We start from the raw sequence: 14,267 nt of genomic DNA, 5'->3' as shown, positions 1-14,267 counted from the left end.
AGAGGACTCCGCCTCCGTGCCCCAGCAGACCGACCTCCGCGGAGGCGGAGCCCCGTCCGGCACCCATGTGCTCGACAACGCAGTCTGGGCCGCGCTGTCCGGTCCGCACGCCCACCTGGCCGAACGCCTCGGCCGTGCGGCACGCTACCGGGACGGCCTCTACGCCTTCGCCGCGCTCGCCGACCCGGCGGACCCGGCCGCCTGGGACGACCTGCGTGTCCTCGTCGGCCCCGGAACCGCTGTACGGATCAAGCCCGTCGACCGGGTGCCCGACGGCTGGCGGGTCGAAGTCAGCGGGGAGGGCGTGCAGTTGGTCGACACCGCGCTGCGCGCCGAACCCGCCCCGGACGCGGTACGGCTCGGGCCCGCCCACGTCCCCGAGATCCTCGGCCTCGTCGCCCGGACCCGGCCCGGCCCGTTCCTGCGGCGGACCGTCGAGATGGGCACCTACCTCGGCATACGGCACGAGGGGCGGCTGATCGCGATGGCGGGGGAGCGGCTGCGGCTGCCCGGCTGGACCGAGATCAGCGCCGTGTGCACCGACCCGGACCACCGCGGACGGGGGCTGGCCACCCGGCTGGTGCGGGCGGTCGCGTGGGGGATCCGGGAGCGCGGGGACAGCCCGTTCCTGCATGCCGCCGCGGACAACACACCGGCGATCCGGCTGTACGAGTCGATCGGGTTCACCCTGCGCCGCCGCTCGCGGATCGTGCGGGTCCGCAGCGAGGACACACGCGAGCGGGTTCGCGGCGTGGGAGCAATCGCGGACGGCCGGGTGGGAACAACCGCGGTCGGCTGCGCGTTGTGACTCATGACGAGATCCGCGAGGCGGTCGCCCAACCGGCCCGCCCCGCCCGACGGACGGAGGTGACGGGCGTGACACGTGTACTCCTGCTGCGCGCTCCGCGCCCGTACCGCTCCGTCCGTCTGATATCCCGGCCGCACATAGATCTCCAGCGCGTGTCCGCCGCGCTCTGTCGCCACTGACCTTCTCCCCGGCCTGACGAGCCCCAAGGCCCGGGTCCGCCCCTGCCGCGCTCACCCTCGCCGACGTCTGCCCTCGCGAGCCGGTGTTCTCGCCACGGACATCCGTCATGGACATCAAGGAAGGCACCGACGTGTCCTCAACTCCCGCTTCCCCTCTGCATCTTGCCGTCGCCCTGGACGGCACCGGCTGGCACCCCGCCTCCTGGCGTGAGCCGGTCGCCCGCCCCCGGGACCTGTTCACCGCCGGCTACTGGGCCGATCTGATCGCCGAGGCCGAACGCGGCCTCCTCGACTTCGTCACCATCGAGGACGGCCTCGGGCCGCAGTCCGCGGACTTCCTCGACCCCGACGAGCGCATCGACCAGGTGCGCGGCCGGCTGGACGCGGTCCTCGTCGCCTCCCGAGTGGCCCCGCTCACCCGGCACATAGGTCTGGTCCCGACCGTGGTGGCCACGCACACCGAGCCGTTCCACATCTCCAAGGCGATCGCCACCCTCGACTACGTCAGCACCGGCCGCGCGGGGCTGCGGGTGCAGATCAGCGCCCGCCCGAACGAGGCCGCCCACTTCGGCCGCCGTACCATCGGCCGGATCGAGGCCTACGACAGCCCCGCCGCACAGGACATCGTCACCGAGCTGTTCGACGAGGCCGCCGACCATGTGGAGGTGGTGCGCCGGCTCTGGGACAGCTGGGAGGACGACGCCGAGATCCGGGACGCGGCGACGGGCCGCTTCATCGACCGGGACAAGCTGCACTACATCGACTTCGAGGGCCGCCACTTCAGCGTCAAGGGCCCCTCGATCACCCCCCGCCCGCCCCAGGGCCAGCCGCTGGTCACCGCCCTCGCCCACTGGACCGTCCCGTACCGCCTCGTCGCCCGCCAGGCCGACGTCGGCTATGTCACCCCCCACGACGCCGAGCAGGCCCGGGCGATCGTCGCCGAGATCCGCGCCGAGCAGCGGGCGGCGGGCCGTATCGGGGACACCCTGCACATCTTCGGCGACCTCGTCGTCTTCCTCGACGACAGCCGGGCCGAGGCCGAGGCCAGGCGGGAGCGGCTGGACGCGCTCGCGGGGGAGCCGTACACCGGCGACGCCCGGATCTTCACCGGTACGGCCAGCCAACTCGCGGAGCTGATGGGGGAGTTGGCGGCGAGCGGTCTGACCGGGTTCCGGCTGCGGCCCGCCGTCGCCGGGCACGATCTGCCCCGCATCAGCCGTGACCTCGTGCCCGAACTGCAGCGCCGGGGCCGCTTCCGGGAGGCCTACGAGGCCGACACCCTGCGCGGCCTGCTCGGCCTCGCCCGCCCCGCCAACCGCTATGCCGCAGCAGCCATCGCCTGAGCAGCCGGAGAGGACGACCGCACCATGAGCAAGCCGCTGAAGCAGATCCATCTGGCCGCCCACTTCCCCGGTGTCAACAACACCACCGTGTGGAGTGACCCGGCCGCCGGCAGCCACATCGAGTTCAGCTCATTCGCGCACTTCGCGCGGACCGCCGAACGCGCCAAATTCGACTTCCTGTTCCTCGCCGAGGGACTCAGGCTGCGCGAACAGAGCGGCAAGATCTACGACCTGGACGTCGTCGGCCGCCCCGACACCTTCACCGTGCTGGCCGCACTGGCCGCCGTCACCGACCGGCTCGGCCTGACCGGCACCATCAACTCCACCTTCAACGAGCCCTACGAGGTGGCCCGCCAGTTCGCCAGCCTCGACCACCTCTCCGGCGGCCGTTCCGCCTGGAACGTGGTCACCTCCTGGGACGCCTTCACCGGCGAGAACTTCCGCCGCGGCGGCTTCCTGCCGCAGGAGGAGCGCTACTCCCGCGCCAAGGAGTTCCTCGCCACCGCGCACGAACTCTTCGACTCCTGGCGTGGCGACGAGATCGTCGCCGACCAGGCCACCGGCACCTTCCTGCGGGACGCCAAGGCCGGCGCCTTCGTCCACCAGGGGCAGCACTTCGACATCCACGGCCGGTTCAACGTCCCGCGTTCCCCGCAGGGCCGCCCGGTGATCTTCCAGGCCGGCGACTCCGACGAGGGCCGCGAGTTCGCGGCGTCCGACGCGGACGCGATCTTCAGCCGCTACTCCACGCTGAAGGAGGGCCAGGCCTTCTACACCGACGTCAAGTCCCGCCTCGCCAGGTACGGCCGCCGCCCCGACCAGCTGCTCATCCTGCCCGCCGCCACCTTCGTCCTCGGCGACACCGACCAGGAGGCCGCCGAACTCGCCCGCGAGGTGCGCCGGCAGCAGGTCAGCGGTGCGACCGCCCTCAAGCACCTGGAGTTCGTCTGGAACCGGGACCTGTCGGCCTACGACCCGGAGGGCCCGCTGCCCGACGTCGACCCGGTGGTGAGCGAGGAGCACATCTCCCGGGGCCGCGCCCAGGTGCGGATGTACCGGGACCCGATCGCCATCGCCCGTGAGTGGCGGCAGCTCGCCGAGGCCAACAAGTGGTCCATCCGCGAGCTGGTCATCAACACCGGCAACCGGCAGACCTTCGTCGGCTCCCCGGCGACCGTCGCCCGGACCATCAACGACTTCGTGCAGGCGGACGCCTCCGACGGCTTCATCCTCGTCCCGCACATCACCCCCGGCGGCCTCGACCCCTTCGCCGACAAGGTCGTACCCCTGCTCCAGGAACAGGGTGTGTTCCGCGCCGACTACGAGGGCACGACCCTGCGCGACCACCTCGGCCTCGCCCACCCGGACGCGGACTCCGGCGCCTCGCGCCCACGGGCCGCATCCTGAGGTCCTCGCGGTCACCGCGCACAGCGTGGTCGCGGTCGTCACCTCCCCCGTAGGTGACGACCGCGACCGCTCCCCCGGTGCCGGACATGTGGTCGGTGTCGTCCGTGTGCTGTCACCAGCACATGACCGCCGTCTCCCCCGAACCCCAGGTGGAGTAGAGGCGGACGCGGACGACATAGCGGCGGCCCTTGACGAGCCGGACCCCGACGGCGGCGTTGTCCGGCGTGCCGCCGTCGTCGTGGCCCGCGAGGAAGCGCGGCACCCCGTCGCGCTCCTCGAAGACCACGAGCATCGCGTCGGCGTCGCCGAAGGTGCCCACGGTGTAGTCGCGGGTCTCCGGCGGCTCGACGGTGAAGTCGGCCTGCTCGCCCGGCCCGAGGCCGAGCGGGGCCGACCGGAACGGCAGCAGCTCGGCCGGCCCGGCCGGGTCGGCGGGCGGGTACCAGCGCAGCACGAACTCCTTGTCGGCCGGGGACGGGTCACCGGACGGAGACAGCCCCCCGCGGTACTGCTCCGGCTCCAGCACCAGCCCCGGCCCGAACGGGAACGTCATCACCGACTGCGGATCCCACACCGAACCGCTCGCCTCGCCCGCGTCCAGCTCGCGCAGGACGTTCGTGTACGCCGTCTCCCGGCTCCAGAAGTTCGGCGGGCCCGCCAGCTCGGCGTACACGGCCTCGTCGTCCCAGTGCAGCCCGGCGTACGGGCTCTGGTGCTCGTGCACCATGCCGAGCGCGTGCCCGATCTCGTGCAGCACCGTGCCGCGCTCCCCGGGCCCGGCCACGTCCCAGCCCAGGTTCATGGTGCGTTCGCTCCGGCCGACCGACAGCGCCTCCCGGCCCACCGCCGACCAGGAACCGCCGCCGGCCTGGAAGCCGATCCGCAGCTCAGCCTCGCGCGGGTCGCCGACCTCGGCGAACGTCACGCCGATGCCGAGTCCCTGCCACTCGCGGAAGGCTTCGCGGACGATGTCCCGCTGCTCCTCGCCGCCGGCCCACGGCACCCGGCGCAGCTCACCGGTCCCGGGGACCGGGATCACCGAGGCGTCGGAGCCGCCGTAGAGGTAGTAGTGCAGGACGGTGCCGTTGACCCACATCCGCCGCCCGGCGAGCAGCGCGTCCTGCCGCTCGGCGGTCAGCCCCGGTGCGAAGCACGGGGCCGGCCGCCGTGGGAGCGAGCAGAGGCGTCGGGTCATGCGGCCAGCGTGCCCGCCCCCGCGGCCGGGCGCTTGAGTCGGGGGCTACTCAAGTCGCCCTGTATCAAACCTGAGTACCCGCGCTCTGCATGGTGTGAGGACTTACGAGCAGGACGCCAAGACGCTTCAGCTGCCCTGGCCGTTCACCGGGCGGGAGGACGAACTGGAACTGGTCCGCGCCTCGTCGGCCGGCGGCGGGCACGGCATCGTGGTGACCGGGCCGGCCGGCCACGGCAAGACCCGGCTGATCAGGGAAGCGGTCCGGGGCACGGAGCACGCCCTGGTCACCGGCACGCCCGAGACCCGGGGCCTGCCCTTCGCGGCGTTCGCCCACCTGCTGCCCGACACCGTCTCGCTGCACCGCGCGGTGCGGATCCTGTCCGGCGTACGGTTCCTCGTCGTGGACGACGCGCATCTGCTGGACGAGGCCTCCGCCGCCCTCGTCCACCAGCTCGCCGTGCACGGCCGCACCCGGCTCGTCGTGGCCGCGGTGGACGGCGTGCCCGCGCCCGGCGCGGTCTCCCGGCTGTGGACCGGTGAACTGCTGCCCCGGCTGGCCCTCGAACCGCTGCCCGGCGAGGACGTCGCCCAGCTGCTCGCCGCCGCCGGGCTGGAACCGCTCACCGTCCGCCGCCTGCACCGGATGTGCCGGGGCGATCTGCGGCTGCTGCGCGACCTGGTCGCCGCGCTGGGCAGGACGGGGCGGCTGATTCCCGTGCCTGGTACGCAGGAACGGGCCTGGCGGGGGCCGCTGCCGGTCACCGCGGCCGTACGGGAGCGGCTCGCCCCGGTGCTCGAACGCTCCCGCTCGGATGAACGGGACACGTTGGAGCGCCTGGCCTTCGCCGAGCCGCTGCCCCTGCCGCTGGACGACCTCGAACCGGAGGTCCTGGAGCCGCTGGAGGCCGACGGGCTGATCCATGTCGACGACCAGGACGGCGCGGTCACCCTCGCCCACCCCCTGCACGGGGCGGCCCTGCGCGCCACGGTCGGCCGGCTGCGGGCCCGTCGGCTGGCCGGCGCGCCGCGCGACCACGGTCCGGCCCTTGAGGCCGAACGGCGGCTCCTGGTGCGGGCGATCGAGCGGCTCGATGTGCGGTCGGTGCCCACCCCGATGGGGGAGTGGCTGGTGGCGGAGGGTGCGGTGCTCCCGGCCGGGTACGCCGCCGTGCGCGCCCGGTTCGCATGGCTGCGAGGGGAGGTCCGGGACGCCGCCGCCTGGGCGCGGGAGGGGCTGCGGGGCGCGCCGGGAGATGACGGATGCCGTGCGGAACTTCGCCGGGCCGGTGGGGAGTCGGGCCCGAGCGGGGAGGACGACGTGTACGCCCGGTACGACGCCGTACGCCTCGGTTACCCGGAACGGGCGGCCGGGCGGTTGCCTGCGGGGAGCGTGTTCGCGCGGCACGCCGACGCGCTGGCGCGAAGGGACGGGGACGGCCTGGACCGGGCCGCCGAGGCCCTGGGAGAGCACGGCTTCCTGCTGTTCGCGGCCGAGGCCCGGGCGCAGGCCGTGCGGGTGCACCGCGATCCGCGTGCCGCGCGGGCGTCCCGGACCCGCGCGGTGGCGCTCGCGCGGCGCTGCCAGGGCGCACGGACGCCCGCCTTGGCCGGGCTGGTCCTCGGCGAACTCACCGCCCGGCAGCGGCAGATCGTCGCGCTCGCGGCGGCGGGGCTGAGTAACCGGGAGATCGCCGAGCGGTTGACCCTGTCCGTGCGGACGGTGGGGAATCATCTGTACAGCGCCTACAGCCGTCTCGGCACCGCCGATCGGGGAGCGTTGCCGTTGCTCTGTGCATCGGCGTGAGGGCGTTCTCACGCCGCCCCGAAGGCCGCGAAGGCCCATCCCGTCGCCTGGTGCACCGCGTCTCCCGGCAGCGCGCTGCGGGCATCCCGAAGTGCCTCCGCCAACGAGAGCCCCGCGCCCAGGCCCTTGTGCAGCGCCAGCATCAGGGGGACCACGGCGGCGTCGTTGACCGGTGCGCTGCTCGCCACCACCCCGGCCGTGCCGAGCGGCAGCAACGCGGTGACGAGACCGAGGAGTTCGTCGGCGCCGACGGAGGCGAGGCGGGCGGTGTCGCAGCTGGAGAGAATGATCCGGTACGGGCTGCGGGTGAGCCGTTCGAAGTCGTGCACGATCAGCGGGCCGTCGGCCATGCGCAGGGCGGAGAACAGCGGGCTGTCGGCGCGGAACGTGCCGTGGGCCGCGAGGTGGGCGAGTGCCGCGCCGTCGAGGTGTTCCAGGACCCGCGGGACCTGGGCGGCGTCGCCCTCCAGGACGGTCGCCGTGCCGTAGCGGGCGGCCAGTTCCGGTACTTCCGCGCCGCCGGTGGCGAGGCCCGGTCCGCGCACCAATACATGCCGGCCGCCCGGCGGCGGCTCGGTCTCGCGGGCACGCAGCCAGCTGCCCGCCGACGGGGACACGCTGAGCACCCTCTCGCGCAGCGCGGGCAGCAGCGCCCACGGCACCCGGTGCAGCGACCCCGGTGGCACGACCACCACCGGGCCCGGGCCAAGATGCGGTACAGCCCCGCCAAGCAGCAGTTCCTGCAGCCGCAGCCCCGCCGCCTCCACCAGCGGCAGCCGGGCCTCGGCGCCGGGGTGGGCGAGGCGCCGCAGCCCGGCCTGGACGTACTCGGCCTCGGCCACCGCCTCGGCCAGCGGGCCGCCGGTGAACCGCCGCACCCGGCCCTGTCCGCACAGCAGGACGTGCACCCGCCCGCCGACCACGGCGAGTTCGACCAGGCGTGCCTCGCCGAGCCGGTCCAGCAGCCGGGCCACCTCGAAGCGGTCGCCCTCGTGCGGCGCGGAGCCGCGTATGTGGTGGGTGCGGGAGCGGATCTCCCGTTCCAGGCGCCGCTGTTCGCGCTCCAGCGCAGGCACCGGACGGCCCTCCATCCGGGCCTCCTCGGCGCGGGCCGCGATCTCCCGGTAGGCGGTCAGACCGCTCAGCAGTGCCGGGTCGGCGGGCGGCCGGGTGGGCGGGGCGGACAGCACGGTCGCCCGCCAGCGCTCGCTCCATTCCAGCAGCCGGCGGGGACCGCCGTGGGCGAGGCTCACCTCCTGGGCGAGCGCCGCCAGTTCGGCGCCCTGCGCGGTGGCGTGCGCCCGCAGCTCGGAGGCGCCGAGGGTCATCCGGTGGTCGTCCAGCACGTCCAGGCCGCGCCGGCAGGCCTCCAGCACGCCCCGCCGGGACCCGGCCGCGCGCGCCCGGAGCGCCTGCGCCGCCCAGCCCGTCACCCGGGCCGGCGGCGGGCCGCCGTACCGGCTGCGCGCGGCCACCGCCAAGTGGCGTTCGGCGTCGGCGGTCCAGCCCAGTGCGAGCGCGATCCGGCCCGCGAGGAGGGAGGCCTCCGGTGCCGCGGGGGAGCCGAAGGAGGCCAGCTTCTCGGCGACCGCCGCCGCGTCCGCCACCAGCCGCCCCGAGCGGCGCCCGGCCGCCACCCGCGCCTCGATCAGCACCAGCCGGGCGTGCTGCTCCCACCACATCCGGCGCTGCGCCGCGAACAGCCGTACGGCGACGGCGGCGCGGGCCACGGCGGTGTGCGCGTCCCCGGCCGAACGGGCGGCCCGCGCGGCGGCCAGCAGCAGCTCGGCCTTGCGGGTGGACTGCCCGCCGATCCGGTCCAGCAGCGCGATCGTCGCGTCCGCCTCGGCGAGCGCCTCCGGGGCGAGGCCGGCCGCCATCAACACCTCGCAGCGGCGCAGGGCCAGCATGTAGGTGGGCGTGCCGAGTTTCGCGTACCGCTCCTCCGCCTCGTCCAGCAGCCGCAGCGCGGCCGGGATGTCCCCGGACCGGAAGGCGGCGAGCCCGCGGCTCTCCACCGCGTCGGCCTTGTCGTGCTCCTGGCCGGTGGTGTCCCACAGCCGCTCGGCCGCCGTGAAGTCGGCGACCGCCCGGTCCACCGCGCCGAGCGCCAGATGCACGGTGGCCCGCAGGGTCAACGCCCGCGCGGTCCAGATGTCGTCCCCGAGCTGCCGCAGCACGGGTAGCGCCCGCCGTACGTCCTCCAGCGCCTCCCGGTGATGCCCCAGCACCCACCACACATATGCCCGCCGGTACAGCACCCGGGCCCGGGTGTGCCCGCTGCCCCGGGCGACCCCGCGCTCGAAGGAGGTGAGCCCCTGCCGCGTGCGCCCCGCGTGCACCAGTGCGACCCCGAGCGTGGCGAGCACATCCGCCTCGCGGTCGGCCGACTCGGCGCGCGCGGCCAGGTCCCGGGCTCGGCGCAGATGACGGAGCGCGATCCGCAGATCCCCGAAGTCCCGCTGCCAGATGCCGAGCACCTGGTGGGCGACGCTGGCGTGCAGCGGCGGCGGACCGGCCCCCAGCACCTGTTCCGCGCGTGCCCGGGCCTCGCCCGGGTCGGCGAACACCAGGGGCAGCAGTTCGAGAACCGACTCGCTTCCCGCCGTCACGTCTCGCATGGTAGTGGCCACCTGTATCAGACGGTGGCCCCGCGACTCTCACTGTCGAACACCGTCTTCAGGGGGAGGACAGGCCATGGCTCCACAGCGGTTCCACGAGCAGTTCGAGCACATCCAGCGCTCCATGCCGGACACATCCCTTGCCATGGGGCCGGATGACGACGCCCACTTCCTCTACGAGAAGGGCGTCGTCCTGGCCCGGGACGGCGAGGAGGCCCGGGTCGTCGAGGACGCCGTGCGCGCCCACTTCACCGCGACCGAGGGGCTGCTCCCCGACCATGTCCGGCGGGACGGCCCGGAGAACAACCGCACCGGCGTCACCCGCATCCGGGTCACCGATCCGAGTTCCGGTGACGACACCGTCCCGCACGCGCTGCGCGCCGTGCGGGAGGCCGAGGACCGCCAGGGGCGCCGGCTGGTGAGCCGCAACCATGTGGTGCACGTCGCGGTCAACGCGTGCCCCGGCGACGAGCCGGTGCCGGTCGCGCGCACCCAGATGGCCAACCCGGCCGCCGCCGACGGCGGTTACGACGCGGACAGCGCCGTCGGGGTCCTCGTGATCGACACCGGCCTGGTGCACGACCACGGCTCCTGTTCGCTGCTCGCCCACACCACGGGCGACGCCCAGACGGCCGAGACCGACGCCGACGGCGTGCTGCGCCAGTACGTCGGCCACGGCACCTTCATCGCCGGAATCCTCGCGGCCGTCGCGCCCAGCACCGACATCACCGTCCGCGGCACCCTGAACGACGCCGGGGCGATCCTGGAGTCCGAGTTCGGCGCCCGGCTCTTCGAAGCGGTCGACCAGGGCGGCTGGCCCGACATCATCAGCCTCTCCGCCGGCACCACGACCGAGAGCGGCGACGGCCTGCTCGGCCTGGACGCGTTCATGCGCGAACTGCGCGAGCGGCGCACCCTGCTGGTGGCCGCCGCCGGCAACAACGCCAGCGACACACCGTTCTGGCCCGCCGCCTACGCCGCCCTGCCCGAGTACGCCGACAGCGTGCTCTCGGTCGGCGCCCTCCGCGCCGACGGCGACGGCGCGGCCTGCTTCAGCAACCACGGCCCCTGGGTGCGGGTCCACGCCCCCGGCGAGCGCCTCACCAGCGCCCTCACCGGCTTCGACACCCCCGTGCCGTACATCTACCAGCACTCCACCTACGACGCCTGCCGGTTCGGCTTCGACTACCCGTGCACCTGTCAGTTCCCGCGGCACACAGGCGTGCTGAGCGAGGGCCGGGAGAGCACCGGGGCCAAGCCGGACCAGGTGATGTTCGACGGCCTCGCGCAGTGGAGCGGCACCTCCTTCGCCACTCCGGTCGCCGCCGGTCTCGTCGCCGCGCTGATGGCGGCGCAGGGGGAGCGCGACCCGCGCACCGCGCTCGCCCGGCTGCTCGCGGCCACCACCGACACCGCCGTGGTGCGGGGGGCGCATGTCCCGGCGCTCCGGCCGGCCGGCTGGCTCCCGGTCCCGGTCGTGGCCCCGGCCGTGCCCGTATGAGGTCCGGAACGCTCCGCTCCACGGCGTACGATGACGTGCCGTACACGAGGGGTGGAGCCGTGGACCGAACAGAGGTCGGCGCGCTCGTCCAGTCCGCCGTCGACGGGGACGCCGCGGCCTGGAAAGCGCTGGTGGAAGGGATGAGTCCGCTGGTGTGGTCGGTCGTGCGCGCACACCGGCTCTCCGACGCCGACGGGCACGAGGTCTACCAGACCGTGTGGTTCCGCTTCGCCCAGCATCTGGGCCGGATCCGCGAACCCGACAAGGCGGGTTCCTGGCTGGTCAGTACGGCCCGCCACGAGTGCCTGAAAGTGCTCAAGAGCCTGACCCGGCTGACCCTGACGGACGATCCACGGGTGCTGGACCGGGCCAGCGACGAGCGGACCCCGGAGGAGTCGCTGATCGACTCGGAGGAGGCGGCGGACCGGGCCGAGCGGGTGCGCCGCCTGTGGCAGGAGCTGGACGGCATGGGGGAGCGCTGCCGGCAGCTGCTGCGCGTGCTGGTGGCCTCCCCGCCGCCCAGCTACGGTGAGATCTCGGCCGCGCTCGGTATCGCGGTCGGCAGCATCGGACCGCTGCGCCAGCGCTGTCTGCGCCGGCTGCGGGCCCGGATGGACGCACGGGGTGCGGCGTGAACGACGACCATCGGTTTCCGGAACCGGGCACGACGGACGAGGAGTTGGCGGACTCCCTGCTGGAGGAGGAGCTGCGCCAGGCGGCCGCGGTGCTCGACCCGGTCCCGGACACTCTGCTCCAAGTGGCCCTGGACGCCTATGTCTTGCACGACCTGGACGCGCGGATCGCCGAGCTGACCTTCGACTCGCTGGTGGACGCGCTGCCGGTCCGGGGTATGCCGGACACCCCGCGGATGCTGACGTTCAGCGCGGGCGAGGTCACCGTCGACGTCGAGGTCACCGAGGACGGGCTGATCGGCCAGGTGCTGCCGCCGCAGTCCGCGCGCATCGAGGTGCTCGGCGGCCCGCGGACCGCTCTCCCGGTCGCGGTGGACACGCTCGGCCGCTTCACCAGTGACACACCACCGGCCGGCCCGTTCGCCCTCAGGCTGCGGACCGGCACGGAGGTGATCGTCACCGAGTGGCTGCGGGCCTGACCCCGCTCAGGACGTCACGACGTCACACGGACCAGGTCACGGGCAGCGTCCGCGGCCCGCGGATCATCGTCCTGTGCCGCCATCGCACGTCCTCGGCCGGCACCGCGAGCCGCAGCCCGGGCAGCCGGTCCAGCAGGGTGTCCACCAGCAGCTCGGTCTGCAGCCGGGCGAGCAGCGTGCCGGTGCAGAAGTGCGGGCCGTTGCCGAACGCCACGTGCGGGTTGGGATCGCGGTCGGGGTCGATGCGGTCCGGGTCCGGGAAGACGGCCGGGTCGCGGTTCGCGGCGAGGTAGGAGACGTAGACCGGCTCGCCCGCGGCGATCCTGTGACCGGCGATCTCCACGTCCTCCAGCGCGATCCGGGCGAGCCCGACCGAGCTGCGGTGCGGGATCCACCGGAACAGCTCGTCCAGCACGGGACCGCGGGCCTCGGGCCGCGCCCGCATCCGCTCCATCAGCTCCGGCCGGGTCAGCATCAGGTACAGCATCTGCCCGCAGTTGTGCGTGACCGCCTCGCCGCCGATCTGCAGCGGGCCGGCCAGCCCGACGGCCTCCTCCTCGCTGATCTCCCCGCGCGCCACGGCCCCGCCCAGCATCGAGTAGACGTCCTCGCCGGGGCTGTGGGCGCGGGCCCGGACGGTCGTGGTGATCCACCCGTACAGGCCCTCCTTGGCCCGGCCGGCCGCCTCGGCCCCGTTGGTGGAGATGATCTCGCGGGTCCAGGCGTGCACCTGCGCCCGGTCCGCGGCGGGCACCCCCATCACCTCGCTGACCACGGTGAGCGGGAACGGCTCCAGCACCCGCTCCATCAGATCGGCCGGCGGGCCGTCCCGTACGACGGACTCCACCAGCTCGTCCAGGACCGCCTGCGCGCGGGGCCGCAGCCGCTTCATGGCGCTCACCGTGAAGGCGCCGGCGACCGGCTTGCGCAGCCGGTTGTGGTCGGGCTGGTCGGCCCAGGCGAGCGAGCCCGGGCGGGGCGCGAAGTTCGGCGCCATGCGGGTCACCTGGCGGCCGGTCACCTCGGCGCGGCTGAAGCGCGGGTCGTTGGTGATCAGCTTCACGTCGTCATGGCGGGTCGCCAGCCACGCCCAGCCCTCGCCGAACGGCAGCCGGATCCGGGTCAGTGGACCCTCGCGCATCAGTCCGGCGAGGACCGGGTCGAAGTCCGTTCCGTCCAGGTCGGGTGTGGGCCAGTCCCGTACGGGCGGCGGGGCGTGGCCGGTGAGCGTGGTCTCCTCGGTCATGCGCACCACATTGGTATGGGGGCGGGGCGTTGTCCTGTCGGAGTGCGCCAGGTGGGGGGCCGGGCGCCTGATGGAGTGCCGCTGGGGCGCTTCAGACCGCGTCCACGAGCCCGGCCAGCGCGCCCGCCAGCCGTTGAAGTCCCGGGCCGGCCGGTCCGCCCGGCTCCGCCATGTAGGTGTCCCGGCGGATCTCCACCATCAGGGCGGTGACCCGTGCATCGGTGCCGTAGAACTCCAGGGGCACGTACGTCCCGGCGAAGGGGCTGTCCAGTCCGATACCCCCGCAGTCCGCGAACGCCTTGCGTGCCGCGTCCGTCAGCTCCGGCGGGGTGTGGAAGGGATCGGTCCCCAGGCACACCGGTGGACGCGGCCCGGTGCCGTGCAGCTCGTAGGGCAGCGGCTGGGTCGGATAGGAGTGCACGTCGATGATGACGGCCCGCCCGGCCGCCGCCAGCCGTTGTGCGACCGCCTCGGTCATGGCCCGCGCGTAAGGCCGGAAGTACCGCTCCAGCAGCGGCCCCGGATGGGTGTCCGCGGGCCGTAGTTCGCTCCGGTGCGTGGTCCGCGTGTATACGGCGCCCATGCCGACGGCCGTCATCTCCTCGCGCTCGTCCGGGAACCGCTCCGGGTCCACGACCAGGCGGGACAGCCGGTTCACGAGCCGCCATGGCGTGACGGCTGCGAGGCCCGCGGCCCGCTCGGCGAGCTCGGCGGTGTGCGCGTCCGTGATGTGGTCCAACTCCCGCTCCAGCGCGGCGTCGTCCAGCACGATCCCGCCGCGCACGTCCTTGGGGATCGCCCGCGCCGAGTGCGGCACGTGCAGCAGGACGGGCGACTCGGGGGCACCCGGCAGGAGTTCGAAGGAGGACACAGGTGGCTCCGGGGGCGTCGTCAGCGGCGTGGTGCGGCAACAAGGTGCCACAGCGGTAACGCGTCTGGGAGGGCGATCCGGCTCGCCTGTGCGAGCGCGGGGCACCTGCTTGGCCCGCCGCCCCGCACATGCCTCCGCCCCGGCCGGTGTTGCTGCCGGCCGGGGCGGAGGGCCACTCACG

Annotated in this window: 11 protein-coding genes; 7 read left to right on the top strand and 4 right to left on the bottom strand. The window is 74.2% G+C overall.

Annotation, left to right across the window (positions count from 1 at the left end; translation table 11 throughout):
* The first annotated feature begins 16 nt into the window (after positions 1-16).
* The 3 genes from ACFYOH_RS18425 to ACFYOH_RS18415 all read left to right on the top strand — a co-directional run bounded on the left by ACFYOH_RS18425 (position 17) and on the right by ACFYOH_RS18415 (position 3,737).
* Positions 17-808, top strand: coding sequence for a GNAT family N-acetyltransferase (locus ACFYOH_RS18425; RefSeq protein ID WP_388626749.1), 792 nt, complete (start codon positions 17-19; stop codon positions 806-808).
* Positions 809-1,094: 286 nt separating this feature from the next.
* Entirely contained in the window at positions 1,095-2,330 is a 1,236-nt protein-coding gene (locus tag ACFYOH_RS18420; protein ID WP_388626747.1) for an LLM class flavin-dependent oxidoreductase, read from the top strand.
* A gap of 24 nt (positions 2,331-2,354) precedes the next feature.
* Positions 2,355-3,737: an NtaA/DmoA family FMN-dependent monooxygenase gene (locus ACFYOH_RS18415; RefSeq protein ID WP_388626745.1), complete on the top strand. Its 1,383-nt coding sequence runs from the start codon at positions 2,355-2,357 to the stop codon at positions 3,735-3,737.
* A gap of 112 nt (positions 3,738-3,849) precedes the next feature.
* Here ACFYOH_RS18415 and ACFYOH_RS18410 read toward each other — a convergent pair whose 3' ends face one another.
* The gene (locus ACFYOH_RS18410; protein WP_388626743.1) at positions 3,850-4,932 is read right to left on the bottom strand and encodes a M12 family metallopeptidase; all 1,083 of its coding nucleotides are present in this window, start codon (positions 4,930-4,932) and stop codon (positions 3,850-3,852) included.
* 94 nt (positions 4,933-5,026) lie between these two features.
* On the opposite strand from ACFYOH_RS18410, the gene ACFYOH_RS18405 reads away from it, so the two are divergent.
* Positions 5,027-6,736, top strand: a complete 1,710-nt coding sequence (locus tag ACFYOH_RS18405; RefSeq protein ID WP_388626741.1) for a LuxR C-terminal-related transcriptional regulator — start codon at positions 5,027-5,029, stop codon at positions 6,734-6,736.
* 8 nt (positions 6,737-6,744) lie between these two features.
* Here ACFYOH_RS18405 and ACFYOH_RS18400 read toward each other — a convergent pair whose 3' ends face one another.
* Complete coding sequence (locus tag ACFYOH_RS18400; protein ID WP_388626739.1) at positions 6,745-9,348, bottom strand: CHAT domain-containing protein; 2,604 nt, start codon at positions 9,346-9,348, stop codon at positions 6,745-6,747.
* Positions 9,349-9,433: 85 nt separating this feature from the next.
* On the opposite strand from ACFYOH_RS18400, the gene ACFYOH_RS18395 reads away from it, so the two are divergent.
* Genes ACFYOH_RS18395 through ACFYOH_RS18385 form a run of 3 tightly spaced genes read left to right on the top strand, consistent with a single transcriptional unit; the run spans position 9,434 to position 11,969 of the window.
* A complete protein-coding gene (locus ACFYOH_RS18395) occupies positions 9,434-10,858 on the top strand; it encodes a S8/S53 family peptidase (protein ID WP_388626737.1) in 1,425 nt (474 codons plus the stop codon).
* Positions 10,855-11,493: an RNA polymerase sigma factor gene (locus tag ACFYOH_RS18390; RefSeq protein WP_388626736.1), complete on the top strand. Its 639-nt coding sequence runs from the start codon at positions 10,855-10,857 to the stop codon at positions 11,491-11,493. Before ACFYOH_RS18395 ends, ACFYOH_RS18390 begins: the two co-directional genes overlap by 4 nt.
* Entirely contained in the window at positions 11,490-11,969 is a 480-nt protein-coding gene (locus ACFYOH_RS18385) for a hypothetical protein (RefSeq protein WP_388626734.1), read from the top strand. Before ACFYOH_RS18390 ends, ACFYOH_RS18385 begins: the two co-directional genes overlap by 4 nt.
* Before the next feature lie 22 nt (positions 11,970-11,991).
* Here ACFYOH_RS18385 and ACFYOH_RS18380 read toward each other — a convergent pair whose 3' ends face one another.
* Positions 11,992-13,215 carry a cytochrome P450 gene (locus ACFYOH_RS18380; protein WP_388626732.1) on the bottom strand — a complete coding sequence of 408 codons (1,224 nt, stop codon included), beginning with the start codon at positions 13,213-13,215 and terminating at the stop codon, positions 11,992-11,994.
* 91 nt (positions 13,216-13,306) lie between these two features.
* Positions 13,307-14,086 carry an N-formylglutamate amidohydrolase gene (locus ACFYOH_RS18375; RefSeq protein WP_388626731.1) on the bottom strand — a complete coding sequence of 260 codons (780 nt, stop codon included), beginning with the start codon at positions 14,084-14,086 and terminating at the stop codon, positions 13,307-13,309.
* Positions 14,087-14,267 lie beyond the last annotated feature (181 nt).

Origin of the sequence: Streptomyces sp. NPDC007856 (assembly GCF_042868225.1) — a bacterium.
In the GTDB taxonomy this organism is placed as follows: domain Bacteria; phylum Actinomycetota; class Actinomycetes; order Streptomycetales; family Streptomycetaceae; genus Streptomyces.
The sequence above is the reverse complement of the archived record's forward strand: the minus strand, read 5'-3'. Positions and strand labels throughout refer to the sequence as shown.

What these genes read in the sequence shown, in the direction of transcription:
- ACFYOH_RS18420 (WP_388626747.1), top strand. Translation starts at nt 1,095, where the DNA reads ATGGACATCAAGGAAGGCACCGACGTGTCCTCAACTCCCGCTTCCCCT.
- ACFYOH_RS18415 (WP_388626745.1), top strand. Translation starts at nt 2,355, where the DNA reads ATGAGCAAGCCGCTGAAGCAGATCCATCTGGCCGCCCACTTCCCCGGT.
- ACFYOH_RS18410 (WP_388626743.1), bottom strand. Translation starts at nt 4,932, where the DNA reads ATGACCCGACGCCTCTGCTCGCTCCCACGGCGGCCGGCCCCGTGCTTC.
- ACFYOH_RS18395 (WP_388626737.1), top strand. Translation starts at nt 9,434, where the DNA reads ATGGCTCCACAGCGGTTCCACGAGCAGTTCGAGCACATCCAGCGCTCC.
- ACFYOH_RS18390 (WP_388626736.1), top strand. Translation starts at nt 10,855, where the DNA reads ATGAGGTCCGGAACGCTCCGCTCCACGGCGTACGATGACGTGCCGTAC.
- ACFYOH_RS18380 (WP_388626732.1), bottom strand. Translation starts at nt 13,215, where the DNA reads ATGACCGAGGAGACCACGCTCACCGGCCACGCCCCGCCGCCCGTACGG.